11 protein-coding genes are annotated in these 20199 nt (G+C 45.2%); 6 read left to right on the forward strand and 5 right to left on the reverse strand.

The genetic code is table 11. From position 1 onward, the window contains the following. Positions 1-18: 18 nt before the first annotated feature. From EL210_RS04255 to EL210_RS04275, 5 genes are all read right to left on the reverse strand, one after another. Entirely contained in the window at positions 19-2013 is a 1995-nt protein-coding gene (locus EL210_RS04255; RefSeq protein ID WP_018920230.1) for a hypothetical protein, read from the reverse strand. A 444-nt stretch (positions 2014-2457) separates the two neighbouring features. Beyond that, entirely contained in the window at positions 2458-3948 is a 1491-nt protein-coding gene (locus tag EL210_RS04260) for an IPT/TIG domain-containing protein (RefSeq protein ID WP_018920229.1), read from the reverse strand. Between the two features lie 49 nt (positions 3949-3997). After that, positions 3998-5137, reverse strand: a complete 1140-nt coding sequence (locus EL210_RS04265; RefSeq protein ID WP_018920228.1) for an endonuclease/exonuclease/phosphatase family protein — start codon at positions 5135-5137, stop codon at positions 3998-4000. 119 nt (positions 5138-5256) lie between these two features. Further along, complete coding sequence (locus tag EL210_RS04270; RefSeq protein ID WP_026285935.1) at positions 5257-6531, reverse strand: family 43 glycosylhydrolase; 1275 nt, start codon at positions 6529-6531, stop codon at positions 5257-5259. 82 nt (positions 6532-6613) lie between these two features. Next, complete coding sequence (locus EL210_RS04275) at positions 6614-9325, reverse strand: glutaminase family protein (protein ID WP_025879532.1); 2712 nt, start codon at positions 9323-9325, stop codon at positions 6614-6616. 313 nt (positions 9326-9638) lie between these two features. Here EL210_RS04275 and EL210_RS04280 point away from each other — a divergent pair, with 313 nt between their 5' ends. The 6 genes from EL210_RS04280 (at position 9639) to EL210_RS04305 (ending at position 20078) form a co-directional block, all read left to right on the forward strand. After that, positions 9639-12398, forward strand: a complete 2760-nt coding sequence (locus EL210_RS04280) for a hypothetical protein (RefSeq protein WP_018920225.1) — start codon at positions 9639-9641, stop codon at positions 12396-12398. A gap of 877 nt (positions 12399-13275) precedes the next feature. Further along, a complete protein-coding gene (locus tag EL210_RS04285) occupies positions 13276-14079 on the forward strand; it encodes a gluconate 5-dehydrogenase (RefSeq protein WP_018920224.1) in 804 nt (267 codons plus the stop codon). Positions 14080-14585: 506 nt separating this feature from the next. Continuing rightward, the gene (locus EL210_RS04290; protein ID WP_018920222.1) at positions 14586-15971 is read left to right on the forward strand and encodes a DUF6242 domain-containing protein; all 1386 of its coding nucleotides are present in this window, start codon (positions 14586-14588) and stop codon (positions 15969-15971) included. Between the two features lie 9 nt (positions 15972-15980). Next, the gene (gene porG / locus EL210_RS04295; RefSeq protein ID WP_018920221.1) at positions 15981-16658 is read left to right on the forward strand and encodes a type IX secretion system protein PorG; all 678 of its coding nucleotides are present in this window, start codon (positions 15981-15983) and stop codon (positions 16656-16658) included. Positions 16659-16668: 10 nt separating this feature from the next. Then, the gene (locus EL210_RS04300; protein ID WP_025879531.1) at positions 16669-17412 is read left to right on the forward strand and encodes an isoprenyl transferase; all 744 of its coding nucleotides are present in this window, start codon (positions 16669-16671) and stop codon (positions 17410-17412) included. 32 nt (positions 17413-17444) lie between these two features. Further along, positions 17445-20078, forward strand: a complete 2634-nt coding sequence (locus tag EL210_RS04305) for a BamA/OMP85 family outer membrane protein (protein ID WP_018920219.1) — start codon at positions 17445-17447, stop codon at positions 20076-20078. Positions 20079-20199: the final 121 nt, after the last annotated feature.

A 20199-nucleotide genomic window follows, 5' to 3' on the forward strand; every position in this document is an offset into this window, starting at 1 on the left:
AACCGAAAAACAGTCATGTTATTTCAAGAAATCCGTCGTACGATTGGGCGAATACAGTTCCCAAAGGGAGGCGATTGTCCATCCTGGAGCAAAGATGTCGTTATAAAATCCCTTGCCATTATGCCCGTAATCCCACGTGGTATGCTGTACCACTTCAGGATAGAAGCCACGTTTGCCCACACCACAAAGGTTATCTGAAACAGGTAACAACTGACTGAGTGAAGACGTAATTACATCATACATTCCTTTAAACCGCTGCTCACCTGTCTGCTGAGCCAACCAACTAAGGATGTGGGGTAGTTCGAAAACAAATACATCTATATGGTTGTTTTCTACCGAAACGTTGCCCCACCCGCGTGTTTTCAATCCCAAATCACCCGTCAACTGTCCGGGAGCGAATGGCACATCCCACGTATAATACCATGAAAGGGCAAAGTAAGCTGCTTGCTTACATAGGTCGATATAATGTTTTCGCTCCTCTCCCTTCGTAACCATAGCCATATAATAGGTGGCTGTCACGGCGGCTATAGCAGCCTCTTTATCTTCACAATTGGCATCAAGCGTAGACGAAAAATAATCGCTCTGCGAAATGATGTTCTTCTCTACATAGCTTACTGTTCGGCGAGCAGCTTGCAGATAATTCTTGTTACCGAAATATTTCCACCCCATCACCAATGCAGAAGTTGCCGAAGGGGTACTGCCTCCCGATGCATCGACATCCGTTCCATCAGATTTAAACTTGCGGGCAAAGTGCCCATCGTCTTTTATTAAACCTACGAAATTGTCAAGGAGGGCACGTATACGTTGCTCCCACTCTACATGACGACGACCATGGCGCTTTTCATATTTCAGATAATGAAGCACAGCATAAACAGCTTCGCTTTGCTGACGAATGGAATGGATGCTCTCTCGAGGGAAGCCATCACGGAAGTTTACAAAATCATGCAGATATCCACTATTTCCAAATCCGTTGCTTAGGAAACTGTCAAAGATGGCTTGCCCCATACTAACTAATTCCTTGTCTTTTGTTTCGATACCATATTCTATCTCATTGAAAGCATTGAGCAGTACACGCCCGCAAAAACCTATCTGCATCTCTGCTGCAGGCATACAGTCATTAACACGAAGCGAGAGCCCGGAATTGAATTTTATCGGATAACTGTCTACAAACGAATACCGGAAGTAATCGCTAAGGGCAGCTTTCACCTCTGCACCTGTATAGGAACTTTTCAAAGGCTGAGGCCGCATGTGGTCGTAGCTGTATTGCCACACTTGCGTAACGAAGTTTCCAAAATCCTTGGCCTTATAGCGGTGTATGCGCCAGCACAGAACCTGCTGCTCTCCCTTGTCTAATTCAGCAAAAGTCGTTATGGCATCTGAGAGTGTCAGCTTGCGGATATACCGCTTGGGAGTTTCCTTGTAAGGATAGCCAAACTTTAAGGCTACCGTACTGCCATCACCGTCAAATCCGGCATAGCCTACGGTTGTGCGTCCAGGAAGGATTACCTCACCCGTGGTCAGCTGCACTTGTACATCACGAGACGCATCCAACACGCGCAATACAGATATGCCTTTCTCACTGCGAGGATTGAAAGCGCTGGTTAATGGCGTAGACATGCGGTCTTCTCTAAAATTCCAATGTTTGCTGGTTCTAAAAGAAGGTGCTTCTTGGGGTGAGCGCATATTGCGATGATACCAAAAGCCAGGCATATAAAACTCAGATTCCTTAGATGACAGTTCTGTGTTGAGACTGAGATCGATGTGGAAAAACACCTTTTCACGTGCAGAGAGAGTTACCGTCAGCAATTCGTCGTCACCGTCTTTCGTCATTGAAGACACCACGTTCAACGGTCCGCTGTCCTTCCAACTTTGGCCTTGTTGTTTCAATAGGCTCGTTTCAGACGGATTACCCGGCGTTTTTAAGCTGAGTGATATTGCTAAGTCCTGTGCTTGCAATGGGCATACATACGCTATGAATGCCCATCCCAGCAGAATGACTTTTATTCGTTTCATTGTTAACTTTGTTATTTTATACTGTGAATATCGTCAATAATCCCCTGTTCGGGATAAGATAAATAAAATAAGGTCCATTATATGGCTTTGTCATCTATATTAAATCACCTCTCAATTTGAGTCATTTCACGGCGTGATTTGAGTCAAAACAGAGCGTAATCTCAGTCATTTTGCATCGAAATCTCAGTCATTTCACACGGTAATCTCAGTCAAATTGCCTTGCAGACTGATAGGGGTTACCTCTGTCCGGAACAAATCTTTGCCCGGGATAGTTCCTTTTGGTTATCCCTGACCGGGGAAATAATACTTGACATCATTTATCCTCAGACGATACTGTCGCCCTACACAACAGACGTCAAACAGGCAACCTGCGTGATGTCGCCAGCCTTTTGGCAACGCAACCCAAAGGCCTTGACGACACCATGCATGGTTAAAGATGTATGTTCAACGGCTTATCGTTCTCACAGTTTTATAGTAAGTATCGAAAATGTAGAATGTCTCGGTACGCTCATCGTAGGCAATACCCGTAGGACTCCCGAAGCGCGCAGTCTCTCTCAGGTCGCCATCTTCAGGCCCCCAGGTGTTATTATCTCCCATGGCCGATGTTGCTCCACGTCCCGCAAAGGTGCGGACACGACCTTCGGGTGTAAGATAACGCACGCAATAGTTGTCATAATCACAGAAGTAGAAATCGTAAACGTCTTCCTTTCCTTGTGCCACATAGTCTGGATTTTTCACGAATATGCCTTGATAGGGGAAGTTCATCAATGTACCGTCTCCCTTGCCGTCGGCCCATCCTTTCACACCCTGCTGTCCGGAAACAAGGTAAGGCTGCTTGAAACGTTTGGTGGCCTCATCGTAATCCATGCGATAGATGCAATTTTGGTTCAGTGCTATCACATAAGCATACTTGCCGGTAGGATGTATGGTAATGTTAAAGTTCCAACGACTGGCACCAAGCGTAAGCATTTGCTCATAATTATTGCCCGTGAGATAGGGAACCCACGGAGTTGTTCCCGATGCATTGGCATAATATTTGGTCACATCAAGACGATAAATCGCATTGTTGCCGTAGCTGTTGAAATATAGTTCACCATTGACAGGGTGCACGGCTACAGTGTTGCATTGCTTGTAAGCGGCCAGCACCTCACATTTCGAATCATCGGTGAAGCTTCCATCGGCGTTGCGCTTAACAATCCATACACTGGTAGAACGGTCTCCGCTGTCGTCACGGTCAGTAGCAATCACCATGTCGCCCTTTGCCGTAAAGTCTATTGCACGTAAGCGCTTACCTTCAAAACACTTACTACCGTGCATCACAGTAGTGACAGTCTTAGCTTTCAAGTCAATAAGTTGCACGCCGTAACCACTATAATCGAAGTCTTCGTAAGCAACATACAAATGATCATGGTTCTGTGGATCAAACTTCATAAAGGCAGCCTGCTTACCGAAAGTAGCCGAACCGTCGTCCTTGCCCGTACCAAACGTGCCGTCTTTCCAACCCGGATTGTCATTGCTTATACGGTAGCCAATCAGTGTCTGCACTGTCAGCGGACTGGCATACGCAAACTTTTTAGTGGCCTTGGCAGACTGTTTCGCAACCTTCACCTCTACTTCAAATAGTCCAGACTCTCTCCAATAAGGTACGATACAGCTGAGACTGTCAGACTTTACGTAGTTCAGCTTGGCCTCCTTGCCATCAATCGTTACACTTACCTGTTTAGGATCAATTCCGAAATTTGAACCATAGATAACCATTTCCTGGCTATCGGTACCCCCAGTTGGCGTGTAACGGCTGATGGTTACAGGCACATTAGGATTATAACGTGCAGTATTATCCTCATCTTTATCGCTACAAGCCACCATATTACCACATAAGGTGACGATGAAGAATGCATATATCCAACGCTTCATTATGAGTTTATTCCTTTTCATATTATGGTTTTATCTTAAAGTTAACTTTATACTTTATCTTATACTACGTTTATTTCTTCACCCGAACTTTAAATGTAGTAAGATTTCCCTTATGATCCGTAGGCCAAGTTCCCTTTGGCTCAATAAAGGTATCTTTCGAATCGTTGGCTCCACGCTTGCCAAAATAAATAGAGCCAGATGGCCCGACGAGTTCAGCTTTCAACAGTTCAACGGGTTGCAACTTATTATAATATACAAAGTCGATACGGTCGCGCTCATCGTATTCAGGGCAGAAAGATAATTGGCTTATGCTGGCATTCTTATTATCAGCAGGGAAAGTAAAGCCCGGATGTGTAACAGGATTTGGAAATTTTTCACGATAAGTGTCTACAAAGTCTGCCTTTCTCAACATCACGGAGCAATCCCAGTCGGCTATCACCCCATTATGGCTGTACATATCCTTTGTGTTGGCCTGCCAATCAAGATCAGAAGGCTCATTAAAGTCACCTCCTAAGACAACAATACGTCCCCGATCCATCTCGCTTCGAGCATCATCAAGAAACATTTCCATTGCCTCGTCGCGCGTGCTCAGCCGGTTGTCCTTCATTATACGCTTACTGTCGGTAATAGGATTGGGAAGTTTCGACCAGTCCGGCCCACTGTTATAACCTCTTGGCAGGTAGCAAGCATAGTGTTTGTAGTCAAGATGCACAGAATAGAAAGTCATCTCTTGCCCGCGAACTTCCACCGTTACTTTTATCATATAGTTATCAGTGGGTGCGGGAAGTACCTTGAAGCTCTTTATTTCATACTTCGACAACACACCGACAAACGTGCCATGATTCTTACCATAGTAATCTTTCTGGTACTTTGTTTTTAACGATTGGCACAGACGATGTGTGTACTCGCCGTCGCCGTCAGGAATTTTCTTCAACAAAAGATCGTTACGCAACTCGCACAACAACACAATATCAGGGTTGACTTGGTTGATAACATCTACCAAGCCATTATAAGCATTATTCACTTGTGTTGCTCCAAACCATGTGTTTAGCTGGAAAACTTTCAGGTCTTGATACACTTCTACGGGTTTTGGTGGCTCTGGAGTGGGATTGTCATCTTCATTGCTGCACGCAACAGAGCAACAGCCGAACAACATCAAGAATGCCACATTCAGATAACCATGCTTTAAAAAAAGAAGTTCTCTTTTCATTGTTCTTGGTTTTAATAAATACTATTATTGGTTTTTAGTTATATTCTTAGCCTATATAAAGTATAGCACAATAGGCCGCATGTCGGGCATAAGATACATGTCTCAACACAGAGCAAGGCCTATTTAACTTTTACAATTTTCTGTTTAATGCTACCACTATTTCCTCTTACCTTTACCACATATATACCCACGGGTACATCCGTCAACCATAGATCTTGCGTGTGTATGGCCCTGCCTGCTTTTATCTTTTCGCCGCTTATGGCATAGAGTTCCCATGTGAAGGCGGAGTTATCGGGGGTTGAAATCTGATAATAATTGTCGCCACCACAGACAACGGTGTAGGCATCCGGCGTGGCATCAACATCAGCAATACCATTAGAGGTCTCGTCTTTAAAGAAAGGAACTGCCCCTCCCTTCGACGGATGTTTGCCCTCTATATAGGGCCAGCCTTCGTTATCCCACAACACTTTGTCCATGAAAAGCTTTCTGCCAGCGTCTATATCAGACTTATCGAACCCATGATACAGCATCCAATAATCGCCATTATCGTCGATAATCAGTTGCGAACAATGCCCAGGACCAGCTACAAGTTCATTACCCGACAGCACACTTTCATACGAGCCGCCTACATCCATTATCTTCTTACCACGCTTGTTGACGTATGGGCCGCGCAATTCTTTACTTCGCGACACCACAACTCGGTAGGTGCTATTGGCTCCTTCGCAGCAATTACCCAACGAACCCATAAAATAATAGTAGCCATTACGCTTCACCATCATCGTGGCTTCTGTGCCATGGTGCATCCAATTATGGTTCGGGCCAATCTGGAACTTCTCTGCCCCCGGCTTTAAAGACAACCCATCATCAGACAGCTCTATTCCCCACACGCCACGAAAGCTCCCCCAAAAGAGGTATTTCTTTCCATCATCGTCTTGAAAGAAACAGGGGTCAATGCTGTTTTGCACACCAATCTCAGAACTGGTAAAGAGTTTTCCTCTATCTACAAATCCTCCACGAGGCGAAGAAGATGTAGCTACACCAATACCACAGTTCCACTCCTTTCCCCATTCAGCCATAGAATAGTAAAGAACAAATTGTCCATTGATGTAATTGATATCGGGTGCCCAGATGTTTCCACCCTTTATAAAGGAGGGACGAGTCGAGCTGTTGAAGGCTGAACCCGCAAATCGCCATCGCGTAGCGAGGTTGCGTGACTTGTAAATGGGCACACACTGCCCACCGCCCTCTGTAGCATAAACATAAAACTGGCCATCGGGTGCGCGTACAACGCTTGGATCGGGCATGTTTTTATTTAAGACGGGATTAGTATATTGGCCATAAACAACTATAGTCAATATCTGCATACAAGCAACCAGGAATATTCTTTTTATCATAAATAAGAGGAATAAATATTTAGCGACATTGAAATCTTCATGAGTTTATCAGCTATTTGTCACGGTGATAAAACTCCAGAATTTACTTTACTATCACCTTCTTCACAGTCTTGTCTTTGTATCGGACAACGTTTATTCCCCGCGTCGGAGCAGAAAGCCGTCGCCCGTCTACATCATATCGACCTATCTCTTTCTTGGGAATACAGGAGAGTTGATGAGGATTCTCTATACTTGTTGAAAACTTCTTATTCTTCAAGAAGTTGTCCATCAGCACTTTCATCCAATGTCCGCCAAGTACAGAGCGGCCTTGGAATATCTGATAATCGCCACTGTTCACCCAATACCAATCACTAAATGGCACTCTATTCTTAGTCTTGTCAGCGAATTCCCACACAAAGTCTGACATTCGTGTGAATCCTTCTTGAGTATCGGCCAAACATGCAGTCCACATCTCCCAATCTGATTTCGTATATCTTTCACGATTATCCAATGGAATACCGTATGGTTCTGCCTTTGTAAGATAATAGTTATACTCCTTCTGTTTCATTTGTTTGGAGAAAAGGTTCAGTCCCCACAGTTTGTCCCACACCATATTATATTTCATGCTCCACGTGCCGCTGCGGTCGTAAGCTAATCGGTAATGGTCGCCATCGTTAGCTGTTCGTTCTAATGTAGCAGCCATTTGACGCGCCTTATCCATATAAGTACGGTATGTAGTATCTTCTCCTTGCATTTGTGCCATCAATGCATATCCGGCAATTCCCATAATAGCCTTTACAGAAAGGTTTACGTTGTGTGCTAAATGCCCCGCAAAATCATCAGTACAGAGTTGATTAGCGGGATCTTGTCCATTAGCTACCAAATAGTTTGTCCACATGGTAAGCAAGTCCCAATACTTTTTGGCAAAATCAGCTTTTCCCTCTCTTAGGCAGGTCATTGCTGTGAGAATAACCATATTCCCCGCTTCTTCTACAGGCATATTTTTACCGAAATCTCCATTTCCACCAGGAAAACAGGAGGCATAAGTCTGTTTGTCAGCAATGGGATAGAAACCCAGATCATGTGCCGGGAAATGAAATCCCCAGCGCGAACTGTCAGCGCAATACTTGAATATACCTTCTAAAGCACCTTTTTCTAACTGTATATTATAGGTAAAGAATAGCGGTGCAGCAGGATAGGTCACGTCTACTGTATTGATAAATCCACCCGAGCTGTTCTCTTTCGAGAAGTACATCAGATCGCCATCTTTATCCATAAACAGCTTATGGGCAGCCAAAGTCTGACGATAAGAGGCTGCCAAGGTCTCGGCATACTTCTTATTTCCTGCTGCTAAAGCATCGTCGTAGATTATCTTGTCCCATCGGCGCGCACGTTGCATGTACGACTTATAATTATTGCGGAAGTTCTCGAAGGCATCAGTAAGCTGCTGTCCATCTTTCGACCAATAGGCTTTGTAGCGCGTTCCAAGAAATTGCACATCTTGTATCTCATCATAACCTATCATCATGTAGCTTGAATCGCAATCCGTTAACCCAAAGTTGTGCAAGTACCCCAGCATGGGCATCTCGCTTTCGTTATTACTCTTAATACGCTGTGCATCACGTTGGGCCAACGCCCCCTTGTCAACAAATTGCCTTTCCACAGCATTTTGGTCGGCCATAGTTATATTTCCATTCACATTGGGTATCATCAAGTAGCCCCAATCAATGCAAAGTAAATCACCTGTCTTGCCCAACACGTTCTGCTCTACGCTTCCTGTGCGCACATAGTCAATATTGTTCACATTTTGTATGCGCGAAATCGTGGGTTGGGTGTTCTTTATCACCGCTAATTCTGGTGTCGTTCCGAAGAATATCTGCACATCATGTTTTCGCTTATCATTAGAGCAAACCTGATAAGAGACGTAGTTAATGGGAGTAGAAAGCAAATTCAGGTCGTCGAGAAACATAGGAGCGGTGAAAACCAAACGTAAGTCTATACCTCCACAACGAAATGAATAATAAGTGTTCGTTGCCATAACGTCACAGCTGGTTTGTACTGCATTACGTATGTCTTTATGGTTTTCCTTCACATTGGCAAACAGACCGATATCGGCATTGGCTCCACCGGTAGTGTTATGCACGTGGTATGCGATAACATTATCACCAACATGCAAACTCTCTTTTACATTTGACGGTAATATCAATTCCTCATTTTGCAACCATGTTTCTCCCGTTTGGACTGCCAAAATTCCATTTATGTACACCTCGCACTTATCGTCATGGGAATAAATCAGCCACAAGTCACGAGCTAAATCTTCTTTCGTCAGTGTCACATGGCGACGTATGTAGATATCCGAATTAAGACCTGTCCAGGATGTACGTATGTTAGGATACTCTTGGGGACTACCAAATGCAGCTCGTTGCGTCTGCCACTTACTATCGTCAAAGTCACGTTGTATCCAATTTGTAGCAGGCTTTACATAACTGACTTTTGCTGTCCATGCACCTATGTCAGCCATTGGCGCTACTGGTTTTAGCAGTCTATCCCCCTCTTTTCCCATAAACCGATAGACCACTCCATCAACTCGCAACAAGCCACTAATGCTTTTCCTTTGCCCCGTCCAATGGCATGTAGTGCCGTCGTATAGGTTATTATATGGCGACCATATGGAGAAATAGGGATCATTTACTATTAGAGGAACAGATGGCAGACGAAGGTTTGTACGCCGATAGGGCTCGAAAAACGAACCCTCCTGTGCTTCTGCTGCCAACATACTTGCCATACCAACCAAACAGAGTAATAGCTTTTTCATCTTGAATAAAATACTATGGTATTGATTTAAACAACATTTTCTGATTACGCTACAAAATTACTCGCCCCTTTTAGACTATGATGCGATTATCATTCCAAAAAATAACAAAATCGGGCCAATATGCCGCGTTGGTTCTTTTTTGCTATACTCTTGAATGGATTTTACACATCAGTACTCAAAATAAAGTTTATCTTTGTAGTACAACTATAAATAAATGGTGCAAGCATTCAAAACCGTGCAGAGCCATGTTTCTTTTGATATATGCCTGAAACCTTAACGAACATCGCATAATCATTTAACTAAAAAATAGCTTATGAAAAAACAAGTACTAACCTTAGGTATAGGATTGTTGAGCGCAACTCTGCTCAATGCCCAGACCTCACCTTGGCCAGGACATGCTGTCGGCAATGGAGGCGAATTTTACCTCTACAATGTTGCCACTGGCTTATGGCTTCAAAACAACAACACCGTGAAAGACGGATGGGCTACGGCTGTAAATGTAGGCACACGAGGCCTTCCCATAACATTAGAGAAAACGGGGGCGAAAACATTTAAGCTGCGTTCTACTTTCCGTGGCGGTAACGGTGTGTCGAATAAGATTGGTGATGCAGGCCTGCTTTACTGGGACATGCCCGCCGAGAATGTAGGTGCATGGGACATCTCCCCTGCAGATAATTTCCAATCCATACATGGGTATTGGTTAGAATGCGATGCCATGGTATTAGGGGCAGACAACAACCTTCTCACTACTGATAAAGATAAGAACAGTGTCTGGCAACTCGTTACTCGAGAAGAGCGTATTGCCGACGCAAAAGCTAAAGCCTCTGTTGAACACCCCGTAGATGTTACATGGCTTATTGATGCACCCGACCTCGCAACGAAGAACACTACTTACAAGCTGGATTTTACAGCTGCACCCAACACCGAGCATTCTACTTATCAAGGCGGATGGAACATTGTAAAAGCAAATACTATTCAAGAGTTTTGGAACACACAAACCTTCGACTATCATCAAACCATAAATGGGTTGCCCAATGGCACCTATAAGTTCAGCGTACGCGGATATTATCGTGACGGTTCAAGCGAAACGCGCGATTATACGATGTATGGTTACGGTGCAGATAAGTTTGCCAATGGCACCGAACAGCTTCGTGCCACTTACTATGCCAACGGCACCTCGGCCCCCATCATGTCTCTTTATGCCGGTGCAAAAACAGCTCCGGAAGAAGGATTTAGTTTCCAAGCTGAACGAGAGGGCGGGCAAGGCAGCGGACTTTACGTGCCCAACACACCTCATGAAGCTAACTATGCACTGTGGAAAGGCAATTACCAAAATGCCGAAATAACGGTAACGGTTACAGACGGCACACTGAAATTTGGCGTAAGAAAAGAGGCCGGCGTCGTTGACGACTGGTGTGTTATTTCCGATTTCTCACTGAAATATCTCGGTTCGAAAGTGCTTCAGACTGCAGAAGAAGCGCTGAAAGGACTTAAAGCCATAATCGCCACGACCAAGGCGTTTAAGGGTGCTGTCGCCCCTGCATTGAATAAGCAATACACCGATGCTATTCAAGCAGCAGACAAGGCGCTCACCTCTACCGACCCTGTGGCAATCAACACTGCTACCTCTGCGCTGCAGAAAGCTTATGATGCCGTTGCCGCCTGCGCTGAAAACTATGAAGCCCTGGCAAAGACTGTGGAAATCTGCAAGACTGCCAACAAAAACAATGACACACAATTCAGCACTGCCATTGCAGAAGCTGAAAACGTAGCTAAGACCGCTACTGCCGACACCGACATGAAGCTGGCTCTTGTGAACCTGCGCGTTGCCCGCAAGATTGCTGCTGCCGACAAGCTGCCCGACATCTACAAGGGTGCTGCTGCCGGTGCAGGTGAATTCTATTTCTATAATATTGCTTCACAAAAGTTCCTTATGGGCGGTTCCGACTGGAATACGCACGCTGCCGTAGATGTTCCGGGAGTGCTCTTCACCGTTACAGCCGAAGGAGATGGCTTCACCATCAACCGTTTTGGCGGTAAAGATGGCAACTACTTGGGGTATAACGGCTACACTGACATCCCGGGAAAAGACGTTTGGGCATTCATTCCCGTTGCCGGCAAAAAGAATGTTTATAACATCGTCAAAGGCGACAACCATGCTCAGGGATTAGCCTTTGCACCGCAATCTAACACCGATGCCGATGAAATGATGGATAAGGAATTCTGGAATACCGTTTCCGTTGAAGCTGCTGTCGCCAAGAATGCCAACGCCGAATGGAAGCTTGTTACCAAGGCCGAACGTGACGCGCTGCTTGCAACGGCAACCGAAACACGTCCTGTCGACGCCACTCATCTCCTTGCGAGCCCCGGTTTCAACCGCCCTGCAATGCTCGAAGGCTGGATTACCGACAACAGGAGCGACTTCAAGGATGCCAATCTTGGCGTCATCGACCGAGGCAGACGCACCAACCCTGTCTGTGAGGCATATTACCAGCAGATGTTCGAGGTCAACCAAGTTGTAAGCAACCTGCCTGAAGGCTATTACCAGGTGAACATGACAGGCTATTACCGCGACGGCAGTCGTGAAGACCTACAACAAAAGGTTTCCAACGGAACAACTCCCGCACGCCATGCCATGCTCTATATTGAATATAAAGGTAAAGGCAACGAGGTAGCACTTCCCTCAATTGCAGCGGGCATAAACCAATGCCCGGGTATAGGTTGGAAAGGCGCTGCCGGCGAACAACCCGACAATGTGATGGATGCTGCCGAATATTTCGAAAGCGGACTTTATAAAGTCTACACCCGCATCATAAAGGTAGGCCCTGAAGGCGAACTTACCATCGGTGTAACCAAAGACAAGCAGGTGGACAGCGATTGGGCCGTGTTCGACAACTTCCGCCTCACCTATTTTGGCAAGCACGTTTCGCAGGAAATCATCGATGGCATCAATACTGTTAAAAACAATAGCATTGAGAACGGCAAGATCTACAACCTGCAAGGTATGGAAGTGAAACGTCCGCTCAAGCGTGGCATCTACATCTGTAACGGTAAGAAATTCATCGTGAAATAAGATTTAGGTTAATCGTTTTTGGTGGCCAAGGTTCTCAGACGCATTTGTCTCTAACCTTGGCCATTTTCTTTGACTGCCATGCACTGCAAGCTATATAATCAGCTCACAGGAAATTCACTAAATGCATCATAAAAACAGCTCTCTTCTCTTTCGGAGAAAGGCACCCTGCCTGCTCCAATTGGCTCTGAAAAGTATTTGGAAAATCACATAAAGCAACAACTAAGGTCATTCCTTGGAAAGAAACATGCTATGGAGGTCAAAGAGAGGTGAAAACAATCAATTTCTGAGTGTAAAGAACTGAAAGAAATATCATGCTTCTTTCAGTTTTCTACAATATAGAAAATCTATATAGACCTTCGTTTATATCTATTCTACAATCAAAACCAACAGCCTTACTTGCTCCCTTGAAATACTACAGACAAGGGCATGGCACCCGCAAAGCTAAAAATTCAGTAAAGATTCCCCTCTTGATTTGAAAGAATGCAAAATACTATCAAAGAGAAAAGAAAGAATGAGAAAAGGCCTTTATTCATCACCTCTAAATTCATGCCGTGTAATTCAAGTCAGATTATGCTGTAATTTGATGCAAAATACGAGGTAACCTGACGCTAATTACATCCCAATTCAAGGCACTTTGCACGGTAATATAAGTCACTTTACAAAACCGTTTGCATGATGACATGAAAAAGGGGATAACATGTTGTTTCTCACCTTGTGGCAAAAGGAATGAGTTTCTAAGGCAGAGTCCAATCCGTCTTGAAAGAAGTATTCAGTAAAAGCAGCTTTTAAGCTTTTTTACTTCGACCGATTTGCCTGTTCTGAAAAATATTCGTAAATTTGTAAACTCTACTATAATAACTCGAAACAAGACTAAAACATGGACACATTTTCTCAGAGATTCTCCTTAGAAGGGAAAGTAGCATTAGTTACAGGTGCTGCCTATGGTATCGGATTTGCTATCGCAGAGGCTTATGCCAAAGCTGGAGCTAAGGTGGCATTCAACTGCCGAAGCGAACATCATCTGCAGCAGGCATTGGCCGACTACAAGGCTAAAGGCATTGATGCACGCGGATATATTGCCGACGTGACCGACGAAACACAGGTGAAAGAACTTGTTGAAAAGGTCGAAAAAGAGCTTGGCACGATTGACATTCTCGTCAACAATGCCGGTATCATCAAGCGTATTCCAATGGAAGAGATGAGCGTTGAAGACTTCCGCCAGGTGATTGACATTGACCTCAACGCACCTTTCATCGTGTCAAAAGCCGTAATTCCGGGCATGAAACGAAAAGGACATGGTAAGATTATCAATATCTGTTCAATGATGAGTGAATTAGGTCGCGAGACCGTCAGTGCCTACGCAGCTGCCAAGGGCGGTCTGAAGATGCTGACACGCAACATCTGTTCAGAATTTGGTGAGCACAACATCCAGTGTAACGGCATTGGCCCGGGCTACATTGCAACACCGCAAACCGCTCCTCTTCGTGAGCTTCAGGCTGACGGCAGCCGTCATCCTTTCGACCGTTTCATCATCAGCAAGACTCCAGCTGCACGTTGGGGTACTCCGGAAGACCTTATGGGGCCGGCCGTATTCCTTGCTTCTGATGCCAGTGATTTCGTCAATGGACACATCCTTTATGTTGATGGTGGCATCTTGGCTTATATCGGTAAGCAACCTTAATCGATGCTCGGAAGCCCGGTATTCGACATTCTGAATTTTATTTTGCCTATGCCTTGAGACTCTGCAAGCAGGATTTTAAGGAGGCAAAACAGCATTTGAGCCTTGCCTATTCATATGGTGCAAGGCTCAAACTCTTCATAAAGTTGAATGATGATATAAAGGGTAAGAACGCCTAAAAAATACCTTATGAAACACAAAACAACTTACATTCTTTTCTTTTCAGGATATCATTATTGATTCCCATAAACCATCGGCTATCACCCTTATTCGCTAAAATCTGACAATATGGAGGATAAACAAAACATCTAAGGAAAGCACTCATGAAAGCACGAAACCATGATATTCTGCGCTTTGTAAAACAAACTTAAAAAACGGAAGAATAATCATTATTTTACATAATAATAGCACTTAATAGTGGACTATTTGCAGAATTCTGCTTAAATTTGCAACCAAAAACTTGTGCGGTAATGTGCTGTTGCAGTAAAAACAACATTAAATAAGGTGGAATGAAAACGAAACTTATACTCTTTGTGGCGCTATTCTCGGCCCTGTTTGTCTTTGCATCTTGCTTGAAAGGCGATGATAATGAGACCATCACTTATAGTGATACGGCCATCACAGCGTTTTCTTTGGGAAATCTGAAATACCCTAAACATGGTAAAACTAAGAAAGGTGCAGACACTATCTTCCAAGTAAAACTGACTGGCAGTAACTATAAATTCTATATAGATCAAATCAACAAGGAGATTTACAATGTGGATTCTCTGCCTTATGGCGTTAATGCAAGCAAAATATTATGCACGATTTCGGCCAAGAACGGGGGCGCTATTCTCTATAAGAAACTGACTTCCGACTCGCTGAAATACTTCTCCACAGCCGACTCCATAGACTTTTCTCAAGCACGGGAGTTCCGTGTTTACAGTCGGGATGGAAAGTCCTACCGCAGCTATACAGTAAGAGTGAACGTGCATAAGGTAGACGTAGGCAAGTTCGCATGGGAGCAAACGAATGGTCAGGATGACCGCTTGGGCATACTTTCAGCCATGAAAGCTGTGACATTGAACGGCAAAATCTACATCATGGGGACAGAAGGTAACAACACCAAACTCTATGCAACACCCAACAATGACGTAGGTGGTTGGCAGCAACTCACACCGAATATCCCCCTTGATCTAAAGGCCTACAGTAACTTGACAGTCTCTGATGGCTATCTTTATACGTACAGTGACAGCCGTATTCAGCGTAGCAGAGACGGTGTAACATGGGAAACAAGGGGAGCTGTTGTACTCAAACAACTCGCAGGTGGAGCCAATGGCAATCTCTATGGCATTACCGATGGTGGCATTCTGATGTCAAAAGACGGCGGAACGACATGGCAATCTGAAACCCTGGCCAGCAATTCGACCGAATTGCCAAGCCAGAACATCAGCCTGTTCAGCTTCTCCTCAAAGGTGAACACAGGCACTTACGACCTTGTTCTGATAGGAAATCCTCCGTCAGGGAATGATGTTTACGGCGCGTTGGTATGGGGAAAACAACTTAACTCGAGTCAATCTGCACAGTCATGGATATTCTACGGTCAGGATAACCAGCCTTATATGGCTCCCAGCCTGACCAATCTCCAGGTGGCAAAAATGGGAGAAGACTTGATAGCCTTTGGTGGAAAGGGCATCGGGAAATATAAGGCTAAGGCCTTTGAAAGTTTCTTTATCAGCAAAGGTAAAGGCACCGGATGGAAGAAAGACGCCCGTTTGTCTCTGCCGGCAAACTTCGAAAGCAATGAAACTTCTTTCACAATGACGATAGATGAAAACAATAATCTCTGGCTGATTGCCGGAGGAAGTGGTCGTATTTGGAAGGGGAACCTCGCCGGCTTGCTCTTAAAGAAATAACCTGTAGAAATGCGAAAGGCAACACTTCTGCTGTTGATGCTGGCTGCAATGCTTAACATGAATGCCCAGACCGACGACGAATATCTCATGGAGATAGGCGGAGGTGTGGGTTTCTTAGGTTATCTGGGCGATTATAACAATGTGCTCACACGCGACCTCCAGCCGATGGCAACGTTGCTTGTCCGCCGCAATCTGAACCCATATATGGGACTTAGGTTAGCTGCATCGTTTGGAAAGCTGAAAGGAGATGAACGAGATGTCAAAACTGTTTATCCCTCCACGGGTGTTACCCCCTATAGCTTCAGTCGTACACTGACAGATGTAAGTCTAACGTATGAATACAACTTCTGGCCTTACGGCACAGGACATGACTACTATGGAGCCAAGAGATTGACGCCTTTTGTCTTCTTAGGACTCGGCGGAACATACGCCGGTGGTGACGGTTCAAGCGTCTTCACAGCAAACGTTCCTATTGGCTTGGGCCTTAAATACAAGGTAGGACAGCGTATGAATGTGGGCGTGGAATGGGCTATGCACTTCTCCATGAGCGACAAACTTGATGGAAGAAATGACCCCTACGGCATCACATCCTCGGGGATGTTCAAGAACACTGACTGCTATTCCGTGCTGCAACTGACGCTCAGCTACAGCTTCATGCCGAAGTGTACAACATGTAATAAAGATTAGAAAAGAAGATATGACAGCTTCATTAGATATGACAAGAATCCCTAAACACATTGCTATCATCATGGATGGCAATGGACGATGGGCTTCAGAAAAAGGGAAACCTCGCAGCTACGGGCACCAAGCCGGAGTGGATGCCGTGCGTAGAATCACATCAGAAGCTACGCGCTTGGGAGTGAAGTTCCTTACACTATATACATTCTCTACAGAGAATTGGAACCGCCCTGCTGACGAAATCAGTGCACTCATGGGGTTAGTGCTCACGTCACTTGAGGATGAAATCTTCATGAAGAACAATGTGCGCTTTCGTGTTATCGGTGACAGAAAGCGACTTCCTGCCGAAGTAGAGCAGAAACTTCGTGAGACAGAAAAGCATACCAAGGGCAATACTGCAATGACAATGGTCGTGGCATTAAGCTACAGTGCACGTTGGGAAATTGTGCAAGCCATGAGGAATATCCTCACCGAGAATACGGACAAGTCTCTCCAGCCGACCGACATCACGGAAGAAATGATCAGTCATCATCTGGAAACGAACTTCATGCCCGACCCTGAACTACTGATACGTACGGGCGGAGAACTACGTATCAGCAACTATCTGCTATGGCAGATTGCCTATTCAGAACTGTATTTCTGCGATACCTACTGGCCCGATTTCAGCGAAGACGACCTGCAAAAAGCCATTCAGAGCTACCAGAATCGCCAGCGCAGATTTGGCAAGACAGAAGCACAGGTGGAAGCCGAAGTAACCAAATAGGAATGTAACAGCAACAAGAAACATCTTTTATAATGAACAATATAAAGAAAGCTTTTTTCATATTGGCAGCGGGAATGACCTGCAGTGTCCCTGCCTTTGCACAGGATAAGATACTTCATCCGGACATCTCCTATGCCGGAACACCTCGCTCCTGCATTATCGGAGGTATCAATATCTCTGGCATTGAGGGCTATGAAGACTATATGCTGACAGGTATATCAGGCCTGCAGGTTGGTCAGGAGATTACAGTTCCCGGCACAGAAATCACCAATGCCGTGAAGCGTTACTGGCGTCATGGACTCTTTTCTGACGTTCAGATTTCTGCCGACTCTATCGTTGGACGTAAGATTTACCTACATATTGCACTGAAAACACGCCCACGCGTGTCGGTCATCAACTATGAAGGACTGAAGAAAAGCGAGCGCGAAGACATGGAAAAGAAGTTGGGATTGCTCAAAGGTTCGCAGATTACGCCCAACATGATAGACCGCGCGAAGATCCTTGCCAAGAAGTATTTCGACGACAAAGGCTTCAAGAATGCAGAGATTACGATTAATCAGCGAGACGATGTTGCCAGCAAAGGCAACGTAATTCTTGACGTCATTGTCGATAAGAAAGAGAAGATGAAGGTGCGTAGCATCATCATTGAAGGCAACAAGGCCTTGACTTCATCGAAGATTAAAGGTGGTTTGTTCAAGAAAGGTGCCTTTGCCAAAATCCACGAGGCAGGCAAACTCAGCTCGTTCCTCAAGGCAAAGAAGTTCACGCCTGAACGCTGGGCTACCGACAAGAAGAACCTCATTGAGAAATACAACGAATATGGTTATCGCGATGCTACCCTTCTGAAAGACAGCGTTTGGAATGTAGACCCCAAACATGTTGATATCTATGTGAAGATTGACGAAGGTCAGAAATACTACCTCCGCAACATCACCTGGGTAGGCAACACGGTTTATTCCACCCTGCAACTGAACAGTATCTTGGGAATGAAAAAGGGCGATGTGTACAATCAGAAGCTTCTCGACAAGCGAGTTTCCAAAGACGAAGATGCTGCAGCCAACCTCTATTATAACCATGGTTATGTATTCTCAAGCATCAATCCGACCGAAGTGAATATCGATGGCGACTCTATTGATCTTGAAATGCGTGTCACTGAGGGACCACAGGCCTATCTGAGCCATGTGCGCATCAATGGTAACACGCGTCTCTATGAGAACGTTATCCGTCGCGAGTTGCGTACGAAGCCGGGCGATTTGTTCTCCCGTGAAGCGCTCATGCGTTCGCTTCGAGAAATTCAGTCCATGGGACATTTCGACCCCGAAAAGAGCAGTCAACCCGATGTTAAGCCTAATCCCGAGGACGGAACTGTAGACATTAACTACAACCTCGAGCAGAAGAGCAACGACCAGATTGAGTTCTCTTTGGGCTGGGGACAGACCGGTGTAATCGGTAAGATCGGTTTGAAACTCAACAATTTCTCCATGGCTAACCTCTTCAGAAAGAACAAAGAGCACCGTGGTATCATGCCTATCGGTGACGGAGAGGTGCTGAGTTTGAGTGCACAGACCAACGGTTCCTACTATCAGAGCTATAATGCCAGCTATTCAACCAACTGGCTTGGCGGCAAACGCCCTAATCAGTTCAGTGTTGGTTTGTATTTCAGCAAGATGACCGACGTGTCAAGCAGCTACTACAACGATGCTTATCGCCGAAACTATCTGAACTCCTATTATGGCGGTTATGGCTATGGTTACGGCAATTATAACAACAACTACTACGAAAACTACTATGACCCCGACACCTACATGCGCATGTATGGTATCAGCTTGGGTTGGGGAAAGCGCCTGCGTTGGCCTGATGATTACTTCGTGCTTTCGGCACAATTGGCTTATCAGCGCTATCAACTGAAGAACTGGAAATACTTCTTGATGAACAATGGTGCAGCCAACAACCTCAACCTAAGTATCTCGCTGAGCCGCACTTCTACCGACAATCCACTCTTTCCACGCCGTGGTTCAGAGTTCACAGCCAGTGTAACGCTCACTCCACCATGGAGTGTTTGGAGCCATAAAGACTATAAGAACTTAGCCATGAACCCCTATTCTCCGACATATTCTGCCGAGCAACAGGAGAAATATCGTTGGGTAGAATACCACAAGTGGAAGTTCAAGGCCAAAACTTATACGGCTTTAAGCGGTGGTCAGAAATGCTTCGTGCTGATGACACGCATTGAGATGGGCTTGTTAGGCAGCTACAACAAATACAAGAAGAGCCCATTTGAAACCTACTATATGGGTGGAGATGGCATGAGCGGAACCTCTTCAAGCTATGCTGATGAGACTATCGGACTGCGCGGTTATGAGAATGGTTCACTCGCCTACAATGGCTATGCCTACGACCGTTTCACACTCGAATTGCGCTATCCGTTCCTCTTAGGAAACACGACTATCTATGGATTGGGCTTTGTCGAAGCAGGTAATGCCTGGTCAGACACGAAATATTTCAATCCATTCGACATGAAGCGCAGTGCCGGTCTCGGTGTCCGCATCTACCTTCCAATGGTTGGTTTGATGGGTATTGACTGGGCTTACGGCTTCGATAAGGACAATGTGAACAAGAAGAAAGGTGGCAGTCAGTTCCACTTCATCCTCGGACAAGAATTCTAAGTCTGCGGACAAGTGGACAAGTTAACGCGTTTACGAGTGATGTGTTCGCTGTGTTCCAGACATACTTGATAATGTTTCTCATACTGATTTCAAACTGATTGATAGACAAAACCGACCGGCA

The organism is Segatella oris (genome assembly GCF_900637655.1).
GTDB lineage: Bacteria > Bacteroidota > Bacteroidia > Bacteroidales > Bacteroidaceae > Prevotella > Prevotella oris.